This is a genomic window from Pseudomonas sp. CYM-20-01, assembly GCF_023169845.1.
GTDB lineage: Bacteria > Pseudomonadota > Gammaproteobacteria > Pseudomonadales > Pseudomonadaceae > Aquipseudomonas > Aquipseudomonas azotoformans.
Window position 1 is genome coordinate 795,135 of the sequence record NZ_AP025169.1, and the last position, 16,233, is coordinate 811,367.

12 protein-coding genes and 2 tRNA genes are annotated in these 16,233 nt (G+C 61.4%); 10 read left to right on the forward strand and 4 right to left on the reverse strand.

What is annotated here, in order from left to right:
• Position 1: 1 nt before the first annotated feature.
• The 10 genes from M2497_RS03495 (at position 2) to M2497_RS03540 (ending at position 13,016) form a co-directional block, all read left to right on the forward strand.
• Positions 2–1,423: an N-acetylmuramoyl-L-alanine amidase gene (locus M2497_RS03495; RefSeq protein WP_248485856.1), complete on the forward strand. Its 1,422-nt coding sequence runs from the start codon at positions 2–4 to the stop codon at positions 1,421–1,423.
• Positions 1,423–3,339 (forward strand): DNA mismatch repair endonuclease MutL, encoded by a 1,917-nt coding sequence (gene mutL, locus M2497_RS03500; RefSeq protein ID WP_248485857.1) that lies wholly within the window; start codon positions 1,423–1,425, stop codon positions 3,337–3,339. The genes M2497_RS03495 and mutL overlap by 1 nt, the downstream gene beginning before the upstream one ends.
• Complete coding sequence (miaA, locus tag M2497_RS03505) at positions 3,339–4,310, forward strand: tRNA (adenosine(37)-N6)-dimethylallyltransferase MiaA (RefSeq protein ID WP_248485858.1); 972 nt, start codon at positions 3,339–3,341, stop codon at positions 4,308–4,310. Before mutL ends, miaA begins: the two co-directional genes overlap by 1 nt.
• 94 nt (positions 4,311–4,404) lie before the next feature.
• Positions 4,405–4,665, forward strand: a complete 261-nt coding sequence (gene hfq / locus M2497_RS03510) for an RNA chaperone Hfq (RefSeq protein ID WP_248485859.1) — start codon at positions 4,405–4,407, stop codon at positions 4,663–4,665.
• A 12-nt stretch (positions 4,666–4,677) separates the two neighbouring features.
• Positions 4,678–5,979 carry a ribosome rescue GTPase HflX gene (gene hflX, locus M2497_RS03515; protein WP_071491677.1) on the forward strand — a complete coding sequence of 434 codons (1,302 nt, stop codon included), beginning with the start codon at positions 4,678–4,680 and terminating at the stop codon, positions 5,977–5,979.
• 96 nt (positions 5,980–6,075) lie between these two features.
• On the forward strand, positions 6,076–7,251 hold the full coding sequence (hflK, locus tag M2497_RS03520) for an FtsH protease activity modulator HflK (RefSeq protein WP_028615515.1): 1,176 nt from the start codon (positions 6,076–6,078) through the stop codon (positions 7,249–7,251).
• Positions 7,251–8,117, forward strand: a complete 867-nt coding sequence (gene hflC, locus M2497_RS03525; protein WP_025857365.1) for a protease modulator HflC — start codon at positions 7,251–7,253, stop codon at positions 8,115–8,117. The genes hflK and hflC overlap by 1 nt, the downstream gene beginning before the upstream one ends.
• Before the next feature lie 293 nt (positions 8,118–8,410).
• Positions 8,411–9,598 (forward strand): ATP phosphoribosyltransferase regulatory subunit, encoded by a 1,188-nt coding sequence (locus M2497_RS03530; protein WP_248485860.1) that lies wholly within the window; start codon positions 8,411–8,413, stop codon positions 9,596–9,598.
• Between the two features lie 54 nt (positions 9,599–9,652).
• Positions 9,653–10,942 (forward strand): adenylosuccinate synthase, encoded by a 1,290-nt coding sequence (locus M2497_RS03535; RefSeq protein ID WP_248485861.1) that lies wholly within the window; start codon positions 9,653–9,655, stop codon positions 10,940–10,942.
• A gap of 139 nt (positions 10,943–11,081) precedes the next feature.
• Positions 11,082–13,016 carry a methyl-accepting chemotaxis protein gene (locus M2497_RS03540; protein WP_248485862.1) on the forward strand — a complete coding sequence of 645 codons (1,935 nt, stop codon included), beginning with the start codon at positions 11,082–11,084 and terminating at the stop codon, positions 13,014–13,016.
• A gap of 108 nt (positions 13,017–13,124) precedes the next feature.
• Here the strand turns inward: M2497_RS03540 and M2497_RS03545 are convergent, their stop codons facing one another.
• From M2497_RS03545 to M2497_RS03560, 4 genes are all read right to left on the reverse strand, one after another.
• On the reverse strand, positions 13,125–14,684 hold the full coding sequence (locus tag M2497_RS03545; RefSeq protein WP_248485863.1) for an iron ABC transporter permease: 1,560 nt from the start codon (positions 14,682–14,684) through the stop codon (positions 13,125–13,127).
• A complete protein-coding gene (locus M2497_RS03550; protein WP_248485864.1) occupies positions 14,684–15,709 on the reverse strand; it encodes an iron ABC transporter substrate-binding protein in 1,026 nt (341 codons plus the stop codon). Before M2497_RS03550 ends, M2497_RS03545 begins: the two co-directional genes overlap by 1 nt.
• A gap of 145 nt (positions 15,710–15,854) precedes the next feature.
• Positions 15,855–15,941 (reverse strand) — tRNA-Leu (locus tag M2497_RS03555).
• Positions 15,942–16,093: 152 nt separating this feature from the next.
• Positions 16,094–16,180 (reverse strand) — tRNA-Leu (locus tag M2497_RS03560).
• Positions 16,181–16,233: the final 53 nt, after the last annotated feature.

Below are 16,233 nucleotides of genomic sequence, written 5' to 3' on the forward strand. Positions count from 1 at the left end.
TATGCGCTTTCGCGCGTTGGTTGCTGTCGTGGGGGTGTTGCTTGCGGCAATGACTGTCAATGCTCTGGCTGCTTCACAGGTGAAGAGTGTTCGCCTGTGGCGAGCGCCGGATAACACGCGCCTGGTGTTCGACCTGTCTGGCCCGGTCCAGCACAGCGTCTTTACCCTGACGTCGCCTGATCGCCTGGTGATCGATATCAACGGCGCGACCCTGGCCGCGCCGTTGAAAGTCTCCACCACCAATACCCCGATTACCGCCATGCGCTCGGCCCAACGCACGCCGACCGATTTGCGCGTGGTCATCGACCTGAAAAAGGTCGTGACCCCGAAAAGCTTCTCCCTGGCGCCCAACGCCCAGTATGGCAACCGGCTGGTGGTCGACCTGTTCGACAACGCCGCCGATGCCGCGCCGCCGCCTGCGCCCACCCCGAGCGTGGCAACGGTGCCGGCGGTGCCGGTCAACCCGTCGCAACCGCAGGTCAAGCTGCCACCGCCGCCACCGGCCCCGGCCGGCAAACGCGACATTATTGTTGTGATCGATGCCGGTCACGGCGGCGAAGACCCGGGGGCTTCCGGCTCGCGCGGCCAGCATGAAAAAGACGTGGTACTTGCCATCGCCCGCGAGCTGCAGCGCCAGGTCAATGGCATGAAAGGCTACCGTGCCGAGCTGACCCGTACCGGCGACTACTTCATTCCGCTGCGCGGCCGTACCGAAATCGCCCGCAAGAAAGGCGCCGACCTGTTTGTGTCGATCCACGCCGACGCCGCGCCTTCGGCCGCTGCCTTTGGCGCTTCGGTGTTTGCCCTGTCGGATCGCGGCGCTACGTCCGAGACCGCGCGCTGGCTGGCCGACAGCGAAAACCGTTCCGACCTGATCGGCGGCGCCGGCAACGTGTCCCTCGATGACAAGGACAAAATGCTCGCCGGCGTGCTGCTCGACCTGTCGATGACTGCGTCGCTGACCTCCAGCCTGAACGTGGGCCAGAAGGTGCTGAGCAACATCGGCCGGGTCACCTCGCTGCACAAGCAGCGTGTGGAACAGGCCGGGTTCATGGTGCTGAAATCGCCGGATATCCCCTCGATCCTGGTGGAAACCGGGTTTATCTCCAACTCCAACGAGGCCTCGAAACTGGCAAGCGCCAGTCACCAGCAGGCGCTGGCGCGTTCGATCAGCGCCGGTATCCGCCAGTTCTTCCAGCAGAACCCGCCGCCGGGCACCTACATCGCCTGGCTGCGTGACTCGGGGAAAATCGCCCAAGGTCCGCGTGACCATCGTGTGCAGCCAGGCGACACCCTGGCCATGCTGGCGGTGCGGTTCCAGGTGTCGGCCGCGACCTTGCGCAGCGCCAACAACCTGAAAACCGATGAATTGAAAGTCGGCCAGGTGTTGACCATCCCCGGCACTGAATTGGCGGCACAATAATGAGTGAATCACTCCTCGACAGCGGATCGCGCATTGAGCTGCTGAGCCCGCGCCTTGCCAACCAGATTGCCGCCGGCGAGGTGGTCGAGCGCCCGGCGTCGGTGATCAAGGAGCTGCTGGAAAACAGCATCGACTCCGGCGCCAAGCGCATTGATGTCGATGTGGAGCAGGGCGGCGTCAAGTTGTTGCGCGTGCGTGACGATGGCAGCGGCATTTCCGCCGATGACCTGCCGCTGGCCCTGGCGCGTCACGCCACCAGCAAGATTCGCGACCTGGAAGACCTTGAGCGGGTGATGAGCCTGGGCTTTCGTGGTGAGGCGCTGGCCTCCATCAGTTCCGTGGCCCGTCTGACCCTGACCTCCCGCACCCGCAGCGCCGAACAAGCCTGGCAAGTGGAAACCGAAGGTCGTGACATGGCGCCTCGGGTCCAGCCGGCGGCACACCCGGTCGGCACCTCGGTGGAAGTGCGCGACCTGTTCTTCAACACCCCGGCGCGACGCAAATTCCTCAAGGCCGAAAAAACCGAATTCGATCACCTGCAGGAAGTCATCAAGCGCCTGGCCCTGGCCCGCTTCGATGTAGCGTTCCACCTGCGCCATAACGGCAAGACCATCCTCAGCCTGCATGAAGCCAATGATGACGCCGCGCGTGCGCGCCGGGTGTCGGCGATTTGTGGTGCGGGCTTCCTGGAGCAGGCGCTGCCGATTGAAATCGAGCGCAATGGCTTGCGGTTGTGGGGCTGGGTCGGGTTGCCGACGTTCTCCCGTAGCCAGGCGGACTTGCAGTATTTCTTCGTGAACGGCCGTGCGGTACGCGACAAGCTGGTGGCCCACGCGGTGCGCCAGGCTTACCGCGACGTGCTGTTCAACGGGCGTCACCCGACGTTCGTGCTGTTCTTTGAGGTCGACCCATCGGTGGTGGACGTCAACGTGCACCCCACCAAGCACGAAGTGCGCTTTCGTGATGGTCGCATGGTGCATGACTTCCTCTATGGCACCTTGCACCGCACCCTGGGGGATGTGCGCCCGGATGATCAGTTGTCCGCGCCCATTGTGACGGCAGTGGTCCGCCCGAGTGGCCCGGAGGCCGGTGAGTTCGGCCCTCAGGGCGAAATGAGCCTGGCGGCGAACCTGCTGCAATCGCCGCAGTCGCAACCTTCGTATACCGCGCCGAATGCCGGCTCCGGCTCGGGTTATCAGTACCAATACACCCCGCGCCCGCAATCGGCGGTGCCGGTGGCCGAGGCCCAGGCCGCGTATCGCGAGTTTTTTGCGCCGCTGCCGGGGGCTGAGCCGGGTGCACCGGTCGCCTTACCGGAGGGCGGTGGTGATATTCCGCCGCTGGGTTATGCGTTGGCGCAGCTCAAGGGTATCTACATCCTGGCGGAGAACGCCCACGGCCTGGTGCTGGTGGACATGCACGCCGCCCACGAGCGGATCATGTACGAGCGCCTCAAGATCGCGATGGCCAGCGAAGGCCTCAGCGGGCAGCCGCTGCTGGTACCGGAATCCCTGGCAGTCAGCCAGCGTGAGGCCGATTGCGCCGAAGAGCATCACAGCGTGTTCCAGAAGCTGGGCTTTGAATTGCAACGCCTGGGCCCGGAAACCCTGGCCATCCGCCAGATTCCCGCGCTGCTCAAGCAGGCTGAGGCCAACCGGCTGGTGGCAGACGTGCTGGCAGACCTGATGGAGTACGGCACCAGTGACCGCATCCAGGCGCACATCAACGAGCTGCTCGGCACCATGGCCTGTCACGGCGCCATCCGTGCCAACCGCCGCCTGGCCCTGCCGGAAATGAACGGCTTGCTGCGCGACATGGAAAACACCGAGCGCAGCGGGCAATGCAACCATGGCCGACCGACCTGGACCCAGATGGGCCTGGACGATCTGGACAAACTGTTCCTGCGCGGCCGTTGATGAGTGCCTTGCCCCCCGCGATCTTCCTGATGGGCCCCACGGCCGCCGGCAAGACCGACCTGGCCATCGAACTGACCAAGGTGCTGCCGTGCGAGCTGATCAGTGTCGACTCTGCCCTGGTTTACCGGGACATGGACATCGGCACCGCCAAGCCTTCGAAAGAGCTGCTGGCCCAGCATCCACACCGGCTGATCGACATCATCGACCCGTCCGAGAGCTATTCGGCTGCAGATTTCCGCACCGATGCACTCGCCGCCATGGCCGACATCACCGCGCGGGGTAATATTCCGCTGCTGGTGGGCGGTACGATGCTCTACTACAAGGCGTTGCAGGAAGGCCTGGCGGACATGCCGCCGGCCGACGCCCAGGTGCGCGCCGAGCTTGAGGAAGAGGCTGCACGCCTTGGCTGGCAAGCCCTGCACGACCAGTTGGCGGCGGTCGACCCGGTATCCGCCGCACGCATTCACCCCAATGACCCCCAGCGCCTCACCCGTGCCCTGGAAGTCTGGCGTGTGAGTGGGCAGACCATGACTGAACACCGCCTGAAACAAAGTGCGCAAAGTGCTGACGCAGGCGCTTCGGGACAGTCACAATTGCCCTATACTGTGGCGAATCTGGCCATCGCTCCGGCAAATCGCCAGGTGCTGCATGAACGAATTGCACAAAGATTCACAATTATGTTGGAACAGGGGTTTGTGGACGAGGTCGTAGCTCTGCGTTCCAGAGGTGACCTGCATCCAGGGTTACCTTCGATACGTGCTGTAGGCTACCGCCAAGTCTGGGATCATCTGGATGGCAAGCTGACGTCAGCCGAAATGCAGGAACGCGGCATCATTGCCACGCGCCAATTGGCGAAACGCCAGTTCACCTGGTTGCGCAGCTGGAGCGATTTGCACTGGCTGGACAGCCTGGACAGCGACAATCTGTCACGCGCCTTGAAATACTTGGGAACGGTCTCCATATTGAGCTGAGTCCTTGCAATTGCCGTCTATCCTTGGGGGTGTGACGGCCATAAGCTATCTATTTTCCGATTTTTTATTATTGATCCTTAAAGGAGTGCGGCACATGTCAAAAGGGCATTCGCTACAAGACCCTTACTTGAATACTTTACGTAAAGAGAAAGTGGGGGTTTCCATCTACCTGGTCAACGGTATCAAGCTGCAAGGCACGATCGAGTCGTTCGACCAGTTCGTGATCCTGCTGAAAAACACCGTCAGCCAGATGGTCTACAAGCACGCTATCTCGACAGTCGTTCCAGTTCGTCCAATCCGTCTGCCTAGCGCAACGGGTGATGAACAGGGTGACGTTGAGGCAGGTAACGCCTGATAGGAGTCTCCTTTGTTCTTTGAGCGCCACGGTGGTGGTGAGCGAGTGATCCTCGTTCACTTGGATGGACAGGACCCTGAGGCGCGCGAAGATCCGCAGGAGTTTCAGGAGTTGGCAAATTCGGCCGGCGCCGAGACCGTTGCGTTTTTTAACGTGCCGCGTCATCGGCCAACCGCCAAATTCCTGATTGGCAGCGGCAAGGTCGAGGAACTGCGCGACCTGGTCCACGCCGAAGAAGCCGATCTGGTGATCTTCAATCACATCCTCACGCCCAGTCAGGAACGTAACCTCGAACGTGTCTTCGAGTGTCGCGTGATCGACCGTACCGGTCTGATTCTCGATATTTTCGCCCAGCGCGCACGTACCCATGAAGGCAAGCTCCAGGTCGAACTGGCCCAGCTTGACCACATGAGCACCCGGCTGGTCCGCGGCTGGACTCACCTTGAGCGCCAGGGTGGCGGTATCGGTATGCGTGGCCCGGGTGAAACCCAGCTCGAAACCGACCGGCGCCTGCTGCGGGTTCGCCTGCGCCAGATCAAGGGCCGCCTCGAGAAAGTGCGCAGTCAACGCGAGCAATCGCGGCGGGGTCGTTCCCGCGCGGATATCCCAACCGTGTCCCTGGTGGGTTATACCAACGCCGGCAAATCCACACTGTTCAACAACGTGACGAAATCGGACGTGTACGCGGCCGACCAACTGTTCGCCACCCTCGACCCGACCCTGCGCCGTCTGGACCTTGACGACCTGGGGCCGATTGTCCTGGCCGATACCGTGGGTTTCATTCGTCACTTGCCGCACAAGCTGGTCGAGGCATTTCGGTCTACGCTCGAAGAGTCGAGCAATTCCGACTTGCTCCTGCACGTGATCGATGCGGCCGAACCGGATCGTATGTTGCAGATTGAACAGGTGATGCTGGTGCTGGGCGAGATTGGCGCCCAGGACTTGCCGATCCTCGAGGTCTATAACAAACTCGATTTGCTTGAAGGCGTTGAGCCACAAATCCAGCGCGATGAGAACGGCAAGCCCCAGCGGGTCTGGCTGTCGGCGCGTGATGGCAGTGGTCTCGAGTTGCTTGAACAAGCGATTGCCGAGTTGCTCGGCAGCGATTTGTTCGTTGGCACCTTGCGCTTGCCCCAGCGTTTTGCTCGACTGCGTGCACAGTTTTTCGAGTTGGGCGCGGTACAGAAAGAAGAACACGACGAAGAGGGTGTCAGCTTGCTGGCCGTTCGATTGCCGCGCTCGGAGCTGAATCGGCTGGTCAGCCGTGAAGGCGTGGTACCGACAGAGTTCATCGAACAACACACTTTGCAATAAAAGCCTCCTAAAGCGGTTGTGCCGCAGTGGCAGGCATTCTGTAGCATTGGTCGGCGCGCCGTGGGTGCGTCTTTGCTTTATCAGATGGAGAGCGCTATGGCTTGGAATGAGCCGGGTGGCAACTCGAATAATCAGGATCCTTGGGGTGGTAAACGCCGCAATAATGGCGACCGCAAGGGGCCACCAGATCTCGACGAGGCCTTCCGAAAGCTGCAGGAAAGCCTGAATGGGTTGTTCGGTGGTGGGAAAAAACGTGGTGGTGACGACGGCGGTCGCACAAGCAAGGGCGGTGGCTATGGCCTGCTGGGCCTGGGTCTTGTCGTGCTGGCGGCCGTTTGGCTGTACAGCGCCGTTTACGTAGTGGACGAGCAGGAGCAGGCCGTGGTGCTGCGCTTCGGCAAGTACTACGAAACTGTTGGCCCGGGCCTGAACATCTACTTCCCGCCGATCGACAAGAAGTACATGGAGAACGTCACGCGTGAGCGTGCCTACACCAAGCAGGGCCAGATGCTGACCGAAGACGAGAACATCGTCGAAGTGCCGCTGACCGTGCAGTACAAGATCAGCAACCTGCAGGACTTCGTGCTGAACGTCGATCAGCCGGAAATCAGCCTGCAACACGCCACCGAAAGTGCCCTGCGCCACGTCGTCGGTTCGACCGCGATGGACCAGGTGCTGACCGAAGGTCGTGAATTGATGGCCAGCGAGATCAAGGAACGCCTGCAACGGTTCCTCGATACCTATCGCACCGGTATTACCGTCACCCAGGTCAACGTACAGAGCGCAGCCGCACCGCGCGAAGTACAGGAAGCCTTCGATGACGTGATTCGTGCCCGTGAAGACGAGCAGCGTTCGCGCAACCAGGCTGAAACCTACGCCAACGGCGTCGTGCCGGAAGCCCGTGGTCAGGCCCAGCGCATCCTCGAGGATGCCAACGGTTACCGCGACGAAGTGGTCTCCCGCGCCAAGGGTGAGGCGGATCGCTTTACCAAGCTGGTTGCCGAATACCGCAAGGCGCCGGAAGTCACGCGTGAGCGTCTGTACCTGGACACCATGCAGGAAGTCTTCAGCAACACCAGCAAGGTTCTCGTGACCGGCAGCAAGGGTGGGCAGAACAACCTGCTGTACCTGCCGCTGGACAAGATGATCGAAGGTGGTCGTAGCAGCACCAGCGCACCGTCCACCGGTTCCAATGCCGCTGCCAACGAAGCGAGCGCCCGTGCGGCCGCTGACTTGCTGCAACAGCAAACACGTACCAGGGAGAGTCGTTGATGAGCAATAAATCGCTGACCGCCCTGATTGTGGGCGTCGTCGTGGTCATCGCTGCCTGGAACTGCTTCTACATCGTGGCTCAGACCGAGCGTGCGGTGCTGCTGCAATTCGGTCGCGTGGTCCAGGCGGATGTCCAGCCGGGCCTGCATGTGAAAGTCCCCTACGTCAACCAGGTGCGCAAGTTCGACGCCCGCCTGATGACCCTGGATGCACCGACACAGCGCTTCCTGACCCTGGAAAAGAAAGCCGTGATGGTTGACGCCTACGCCAAGTGGCGCGTCAAGGATGCCGAGCGCTTCTACACCGCGACCTCCGGCCTCAAGCAGATTGCCGATGAGCGTTTGTCGCGCCGTCTGGAATCGGGCCTGCGTGACCAGTTTGGTAAGCGCACCCTGCACGAGGTGGTTTCCGGTGAGCGTGACGCGCTGATGGCTGACATCACGCGTTCGCTGAATACGATGGCTGAAAAAGAGCTGGGTATCGAAGTGGTCGATGTTCGGGTCAAGGCCATCGACCTGCCGAAGGAAGTGAACCGCAGCGTGTTCGAGCGCATGAGCACCGAGCGTGAGCGTGAAGCCCGTGAGCACCGCGCCAAGGGTAACGAACTGGCTGAAGGTATCCGTGCGGATGCTGACCGTCAGCGTCGTGTACTGTTGGCCGAAGCCTATCGCGAGTCTGAAGAGGCCCGTGGTGATGGCGACGCTCAAGCTGCGGCGATCTACGCCAAGGCTTATGGCCAGGACCAGGAGTTCTACGCGTTCTACCGTAGCCTGCGTGCCTACCGTGAAAGCTTTGCGAACAAAACCGACGTCATGGTGCTGGACCCAAGTAGCGATTTCTTCCGCTACCTGGAAAAAGCCAAGTAATCAGCTCGTCACTGTGTAGGAAGCACTCCGTCGGGCGGCTAAAACGCCTGGCGGGGTGATCCTTTCAGAAAACGGGTGTATGATGCGGCAGCCGGGAAATTCCCGGCTTTTTTGCGTCTGCATGTTTGATTCGGCAGGCGTGACAGGTTTTTCGAGGAAAGTGCCCGACGAGGCCGATTGCAGGCCGTTCGTCACGTCGCTCTTGCGCGTGGTTTATGCAGGCGGCGCGCATTTTCTGCTTCACTCAAGGCTCGGCCGAGGGCTGGCCGCCCGGATCAAAGGGGAATGGCGTAATGGCAACGGTAGACCGCTGGCTGCTGCCAGATGGCATCGAAGAAGTACTGCCACCGGAAGCTGCGCGCATCGAAATAGCGCGTCGCCAGGTGTTGGATCTGTTCCAGAGCTGGGGTTACGAGTTTGTCGTGACCCCCCATATCGAGTACCTGGAATCCCTGCTGACCGGCGCGGGCCAGGACCTGGATCTGCGCACCTTCAAGGTCATCGACCCGCAGTCGGGCCGTCAGATGGGTTTCCGCGCCGATATCACGCCGCAAGTGGCGCGCATCGATGCGCACACCCTGCGCCGCGAAGGCCCGAGCCGCCTGTGCTACGCCGGCAGCGTGCTGCACGCACAGCCGCGTGCCTTGTCGTCTTCCCGTAGCCCGATCCAGTTGGGCGCCGAGCTGTATGGCGATGCCAGCCCGAGCAGCGACGTTGAAGTGATCAGCTTGATGCTGGCCATGCTGCAACTGGCCGACGTGCCGGATGTCCACATGGACCTGGGTCATGTCGGTATTTACCGTGGCCTGGCCCGTGCGGCTGGTTTGTCCGGTGAAGTGGAACAACAGCTGTTCGATGCCCTGCAACGCAAGGCCATTGATGAAGTGATCGCCCTCACGGCTGGCGTGCCTGCCGATCTGGCTGACATGCTGCGTGCACTGGTCAACCTGTGCGGCGGCCGTGAAGTGCTGGTGGCAGCCCGTGAGCGCCTGGCCAATGCGCCGGCGCCGGTACTGGCGGCACTGGATGACGTGCTGGCAATTGCCGAGCAGTTGTCGGCGCGCTTCCCGGAGCTGCCGCTGTACTTTGATCTGGGTGAGTTGCGCGGTTACCACTACCACACCGGCGTGGTGTTCGCGGTGTTTGTACCGGGTGTTGGCCAGGCCATCGCCCAAGGCGGTCGTTATGACGATATCGGCGCCGACTTCGGTCGTGCGCGTCCGGCCACCGGTTTTTCCACCGATTTGAAAACCCTGGTGACCCTGGGGCGTGCTGAGGTCGAGCTGCCGTCTGGTGGCATCTGGATGCCCGACAGTACGGACGCAGCACTCTGGCAGCAGGTTTGCCAGTTGCGCAGTGAGGGTCAGCGTGTTGTCCAGGCCCTGCCTGGCCAGCCATTGGCCGCCGCCCGTGAAGCGGACTGCGACCGGCAATTGATTCTGCAGAACGGGCTTTGGCAAGTATCGCCACTGGCTTCTTGAGTTTTCCTGCCGGCCATCGCCGGCACCAAGTTTGCGCGAATGAGGACAAGTGTTATGGGTAAGAATGTCGTAGTCCTGGGCACCCAATGGGGTGATGAGGGCAAAGGCAAGATCGTTGATCTGCTGACCGAACATGCTGCCGCCGTAGTGCGCTACCAAGGTGGCCACAACGCTGGCCACACCCTGGTCATCGATGGCGAAAAAACCGTTTTGCACCTGATCCCGTCGGGCGTACTGCGCGAAGGCGTGCAGTGCCTGATCGGCAACGGCGTAGTGGTTGCACCGGACGCCCTGCTGCGTGAGATCACCAAGCTGGAAGAAAAAGGCGTACCCGTGCGCGAGCGCCTGCGTATCAGCCCGTCTTGCCCGCTGATCCTGTCCTTCCACGTTGCGCTGGACCAGGCCCGTGAAAAGGCCCGTGGCGAGCTGAAGATCGGTACTACCGGTCGCGGCATCGGCCCGGCGTACGAAGACAAGGTTGCACGTCGTGGCCTGCGTGTGGGCGACCTGCTCAACATGCCGCGCTTTGAAGACAAGCTGCGTGAACTGGTGGATTACCACAACTTCATGCTGGTCGGTTACTACAAAGAGCCAGCCATCGAGTTCGAGAAAACCCTGGCCGAGTGCAAGGAATACGCAGAGCTGCTCAAGCCACTCATGCTCGACGTAACCGCCGAGCTGCACGACCTGCGTCGCGCTGGCAAAGACATCATGTTCGAAGGCGCCCAAGGCTCCCTGCTGGACATCGACCACGGTACCTACCCGTACGTGACCAGCTCCAACACCACCGCAGGTGGCGTTGCGACCGGTTCCGGCGTTGGCCCGATGTTCCTGGACTACATCCTGGGCATCACCAAGGCTTACACCACTCGCGTAGGTTCGGGCCCGTTCCCGACTGAGCTGTTCGACGACGTCGGCGCTCACCTGGCCAAGCAAGGTCACGAATTCGGCGCGACCACCGGCCGTGCTCGTCGTTGTGGCTGGTTCGACGCCGTTATCCTGCGTCGCGCTATCGATGTGAACAGCATCTCGGGCATCTGCCTGACCAAGCTGGACGTCCTCGACGGTCTGGAAACCATCAACATCTGCATCGGCTATAAAGATGCCGAAGGCAAGGACGTTGCTCCGACCGACGCCGACAGCTACGTGGGCCTGCAGCCTGTGTACGAAGAAGTGCCGGGCTGGACCGAATCGACCGTGGGCGCCAAGACCCTGGAAGAGCTGCCGGTTAACGCCCGTGCCTACATCAAACGTGTCGAAGAGCTGATCGGTGCGCCGATTGACATTATTTCGACAGGTCCGGACCGCAACGAAACCATTGTTCTGCGTCATCCGTTCGCTTAATAAGCTGTTGATGTAAAAAGCAAAGGGCTCCTTCGGGAGCCCTTTGTCGTTTCTGTCGCCTGGGCGGCACGACCCTTGCTTTGGTTCTTTCTTTCGCGGTGCTATCAAATTAATGGCACCCGTGGTGGAGGGATTCCCGATGTCTGCCGTTCTCTCATTGTTACAAAGCCGTCTGTTGCGGCCAGTGTTCGTTACCCTAGGTATCGCTCTTTTGGTGCAAGTGCTGGTGGCGGTCGCCCTGACGCGAAGCACGGTCACTGCACTGGAGGCAGATCTGGGCAATCGCCTGGGTGTCGACAGCCAGAAGCTGTCCGGCGAATTGGCCCAGGCTGGCAAGGAAGTCACGTCCAGTCTCGATAGCTTGTCTACGAGCACCCGTCAGCGTCTAACCGCAGGGCTCTCGACCCGCCTGCAGGAAGAGCAGAAGCAACTGCGTGCGACCCTGGAAAAAGACCTGAAAGACTCTGCCAATGACATGGCGCAACTGCTGGCCTCGGTGGCGCCCCGCGCCATGTGGGACAGCGACGTGCCGACGCTGTCGGAGTTCGCCCGGCGCGCCCAGCGCAATCCCAACGTGCTGTTCGTGGTCTATGACGACGCGGCGGGCGAGCACCTGACGCGCTACCTGAACCGTGAAAACCCGATCAACCAGGCGTTGTTGGACAAGGGCAAGGGTGATCGTGCCCTGGATAAAGTGTTGGATGCGGCCAAAGATGATCCTTCGGTGTTCTACGTGGAGGCGTCCATCAGCCCCAATGGCGTAGAGATCGGCAAGGTGCGCATGGGGGTTTCGACGGCTGCGGTTGAGGCTGACCTGCAAGCGCTCGATAAACGTTTTGCGGCGCTGATCGCCAGCGGGGATCAACTGGTCGGCGATAGCCTCAAGGGCGCGGCGGCCGACAGCGCTGCCGCCATGGGCGCCCGCTTGCAATCTGCGCAAGCCACGGCCACCCAGATGACGGCCAATACCACGAGCGCCGTTCAGGACGCTGCTGGCACCCTGCGCTGGCGTATCGGCATGGGGCTCGCGCTGGTCGGTCTTGGCGTATTGCTGTTGATCGCTGTGGTGCTGGGTCGCCGTGTGGTCAACCGCTTGAAGCTGCTGATCGCGGCCATGGACGATTTGGCGGCGGGCGAGGGTGATCTCACCAAGCGCGTGCAGATCAGCAGCAAAGATGAAATCGGCGACATGGCTTCGGCGGTCAATCGCTTTGTGGATAAGTTGCAGCCCATCGTGCGTGAGGCGGGGGATGTGGCCCAGCGTACCGGTGTGGAAATTGGTGCCATGACCCTGCGCAACGCAGGTGCCGATGCGGCCGCCGGCTTGCAGCGCGATGAAGTGGCCGAGAGCTTGCGCGCACTGTCGCAAATGGCCGATGAGGCGCAGGCCGAAAGTCATGCGATGCAGGCGGCGTTGCAGCAGGTGGTGGATATCCGTCAGGCCACGGACGAGAACTCGCGCACCTCGGCTGAAGTCGGCAGTTTGATCGAGGCGCTGGCGGGGCAAGTCCAGGCCGGTTCCACGGTCATCGAGCGCCTGGCCCAGCAAAGCGAGCAGATCGAGGTGGTGCTGACCGTGATTCACGGTATTGCCGAGCAAACCAACCTGCTGGCACTCAACGCGGCGATTGAGGCGGCACGTGCGGGTGAAACCGGGCGCGGCTTCGCGGTGGTGGCGGATGAGGTGCGCGCACTGGCGAGCAAGACCCAAAGCTCCACCGGCGATATCCAGGCGCATATCGTGGCGTTGCAGCAAGGCGCGCGGGAGGCGGTGGAAACCATCGGCAAGGCTGGGCGCCAGGCCAACGAAGGCTTGTTGGTGCTGCGTGACAGCGTGCGTTTGCAGCAGACGGTGCAGGCCTCGGTGGAGCAGGTGCATGCCGCGATTGGTTTGGCGACGCGTGCAGCCGAGCACCAGGCCCAGGGCGCCCATGCGGTGCGCGGCCGGGTCGAGGTGATCCATGCCCAGGCCGAGCGTGCTGCTCAGGCGGTGGTGGAGACTACCGCCAGTGGCAAGGTGCTGGATGGGTTGGCGGCGCAGTTGAAGGCGAGCCTGGGGCAGTTCAGGGCGTAGTTTTGCCTGTACCGGCCTCATCGGGGGCAAGCCCCCTCCCACATTTGTCAGCATTCCATAGCTGGAACTCGGTCAACTGTGGGAGGGGGCTTGCCCCCGATGGCGGTCTCAACGGCTCAGATACATCCGCGTCGTGAGCAAATACACCGGCAACCCGGATACCAGAATCAACAGCGCCGCATAAGGCGCCGCCGCCGCGAACTCCACGTTCGAGGTATGCGCCCAAACGGCTGTGGCCAGGGTATTCAACCCGGTCGGGCTCAGCAGCAAGGTAGCCGTCAATTCCTTCATCGCATCCAGGAATACCAGCGCAAACGCAGCACCCAATGCCGGGAAGATAATCGGCAAGGTCACCCGGCAAAACGCGCTGAACGACGACGCGCCTAGAGTCCGTGCCGCCTCTTCCAATTGCGGCGCCGCCTTGTTCAGCGCCGTACGAATCGGTGCCTGGGCCAGCGGCAAAAACAAAAGCGCATAAGCAATCAGCAACAACGCCGAGGTCTGGTACAGCGCTGGCACGTAATGCAGGGCGAAATACACCAGACTCAGTGCGATCACCAGGCCGGGCAAGGCGTGCAGCAAGTAAGGCAGGCGCTCGGCCCAGATCGCCAGTTGGCCTTTGTAGCGCACCACCAGCAGTCCGACCGGCACCGCCAGCACCAGGCAAAGCGCGGCGCCGCCGAGCGACAGCGCCAGGGAGGACAGCAACGCCTCACTGATCTCGGCCAGCGGAAATGCAGCCGACGAACCTACTGCCAGCCAATAACCGAGCATCCCCAGGGGAATGCCGCTGCCGATGATCGCCAGCGCCAGGCAATACACCTGGCTCAGTGGCGCCCACTTACCCAATCGAACCTGCTCCGCATGTCGCGCTGCGCCCTGGCCAATGCGCACGTGCCGGCCCTTGCCGCGCACGCGCAGCTCCAGCCATAGCAGCGTCAGGCACATCACCAGCAGCACCGCCGAGAGCATCGCGGCATTCGCATTGCTGAATTCCAGCTCGAACTGTTGGTAGATCGCGGTGGTGAAGGTCTGCAACCCAATGATTGACAGCGCACCGAACTCCACCAGCATGTGCAGCGCGATCAGCAATGCTCCAGCCAGCAGCGAGGGCCACAACAACGGCAAAGTCACGCGAAAGAAGATGCCCCAGCGGTTCAGTCCCAGGGTACGGGCCGACTCTTCCAGTGCGGGATCAAGATTGCGCAGCGTTGCCGCCACCGGCAAGAACACCAGCGGGTACTTCGACAGGCTCATCACCAGGATCGCCCCGCCGAGCCCTTCGAAACTGGCGCTCAACGACACCCAGGTAAAGCTGCTGACAAACGCCGGCACCGCAAACGGCAGGCACAGGATCACACCCCAGATGCGCCGCCCCGGCAGGTTGCTGCGCTCCAGCAACCAAGCCAGGGACAGGCCGATCACGCCGCACGCTACCGTTACCCCGACCATCAGCGCCAGGGTGTTGCGCAGTAACCCAAACACATACGGTCGCCACAGCAGATGCACCGCCTCCGCCCAGCCCGCTTGCCAGGCCTTGGTGCCGACGTACGCCAGCGGCAGTAGGCTCAAGCCAACCAGAAATAGCACCGGTAGCAACAGCCAGATCGACGGGCGCTTGCGCCGCGGGCTGAACCCTGTGCGCAGGGCGGGTAGCGATGGGTTCATCAGTTCAAGCCAACGTCACGTTCCAGGTCCAGGGCTTCTTCGGCGTTGCCCAGGTCGGCCGGGGTGACTTTCGGCGGTTGCAGTTCGCTGAAAGGCTTGAGACCGCGATTGGATTCCATACCCTTGCGCAGCGGGTATTCGGCCGAGGTATTGGTGATCACGCGCTGGCCTTCTTCACTGGCCATGAATGCCAACAATTGCTGGGCTTCCTTGGGGTGCTTGCTGGATTTCAGCGCGGCGGCGGAAGACACGGTGATCAGGCCACCGGAGTCGCCATTGGTGAAGTAGTGCAGTTGGGAATCCAGATTGGTCTTTTCTTTCTTCAGGGCGAACCAGTAGTAGTTGTTCACCAGAACGGTGGCCACTTCGCCGTTTTCGACGGCTTTCAGCGCAACCATGTTGTTGCTGTACACCTTGCCGAAGGCGCGCAGGCCGGTCAGCCATTCTTCGGCGGCTTCACGACCGTGCAGCTTGATGATCGCCACAGCCTGTTCCTGGAACGCGCCGCTGGTCGGCACGAAGCCGACCTTGCCTTGCCACTCGGGGCCGGCAAAGTCGAGTACCGATTTGGGTAGGTCTTTTTCGGCGATCAGTTTCGGGTTGAACGCCACGACACGGGTGCGTGCGGTTACGCCCATCCAGTCGCCATGGGCGCCAACATAATCCTTGGGCAATACGTCGAGGGTGCTGGCGTCGATCTTGGCCAGCAGGCCTTGCTCGCCGAGTTTGTTCAGCGGCGGCGATTCTTCGGTGTAGATCACGTCGGCAGGGGAGCGGTCGCCTTCTTCGACGACCTGGCTGGCCAGCTGGTTGCTGCTGCCTTTGCGCACGTTGACGTGGATGCCGGTCTTGGCTTCGAAGGCCTTGGCGAGCTCGTCGCCGACTTCTTTGTGCTGGCCGTTGTACAGGGTCAGGGAGACCTTGTCGGCGGAGTAGGCGGTGGGGGAGAGCAAGGTCAGGCCGAGCAGAGTGAGGGTCAGGCCACGCAGAAGGGATGTCTTGAGACGGGTATCGCGGATGGTCATCCGAAGTTTTCCTCGCTTGTGTGCAACAAATCATTGCAAGGATAAACGATAAAGTTTCTCAGGTGCGGATGCAGGTGGAAATCGACAGGGAAGTTTTCAAACCCCGGAAACGAAAAAACCCGCTTTTGCGGGTTTGATCTGAATTTGGTGCCCAGGAGAAGACTCGAACTTCCACGACCTTGCGATCACCAGCACCTGAAGCTGGCGTGTCTACCAATTTCACCACCTGGGCATTATCAACAACGCTTGCGCTGTTGATGGAGCGAACTATACGGAGGGCTTTTTGATCTGTAAACCCCTGATTCAAAAAAATAAATCAAGTTTTCCGTTAAAAATCAAAGCCTTGAAACGAAAAAACCCGCTTTCGCGGGTTTGATCTGAATTTGGTGCCCAGGAGAAGACTCGAACTTCCACGACCGTAAGGTCACCAGCACCTGAAGCTGGCGTGTCTACCAATTTCACCACCTGGGCATTATCAAACAACGTTGCCGTCGTCGATGGCGCGCACTATACGGAGGGGATTT

Excerpts from the sequence above, each read along its gene's own strand:
- hflC (WP_025857365.1), top strand. The coding sequence starts at position 7,251 with ATGAGCAATAAATCGCTGACCGCCCTGATTGTGGGCGTCGTCGTGGTC.
- M2497_RS03545 (WP_248485863.1), bottom strand. The coding sequence starts at position 14,684 with ATGAACCCATCGCTACCCGCCCTGCGCACAGGGTTCAGCCCGCGGCGC.
- M2497_RS03535 (WP_248485861.1), top strand. The coding sequence starts at position 9,653 with ATGGGTAAGAATGTCGTAGTCCTGGGCACCCAATGGGGTGATGAGGGC.
- hfq (WP_248485859.1), top strand. The coding sequence starts at position 4,405 with ATGTCAAAAGGGCATTCGCTACAAGACCCTTACTTGAATACTTTACGT.
- miaA (WP_248485858.1), top strand. The coding sequence starts at position 3,339 with ATGAGTGCCTTGCCCCCCGCGATCTTCCTGATGGGCCCCACGGCCGCC.
- M2497_RS03540 (WP_248485862.1), top strand. The coding sequence starts at position 11,082 with ATGTCTGCCGTTCTCTCATTGTTACAAAGCCGTCTGTTGCGGCCAGTG.
- hflK (WP_028615515.1), top strand. The coding sequence starts at position 6,076 with ATGGCTTGGAATGAGCCGGGTGGCAACTCGAATAATCAGGATCCTTGG.
- M2497_RS03530 (WP_248485860.1), top strand. The coding sequence starts at position 8,411 with ATGGCAACGGTAGACCGCTGGCTGCTGCCAGATGGCATCGAAGAAGTA.
- mutL (WP_248485857.1), top strand. The coding sequence starts at position 1,423 with ATGAGTGAATCACTCCTCGACAGCGGATCGCGCATTGAGCTGCTGAGC.
- M2497_RS03550 (WP_248485864.1), bottom strand. The coding sequence starts at position 15,709 with ATGACCATCCGCGATACCCGTCTCAAGACATCCCTTCTGCGTGGCCTG.
- M2497_RS03495 (WP_248485856.1), top strand. The coding sequence starts at position 2 with ATGCGCTTTCGCGCGTTGGTTGCTGTCGTGGGGGTGTTGCTTGCGGCA.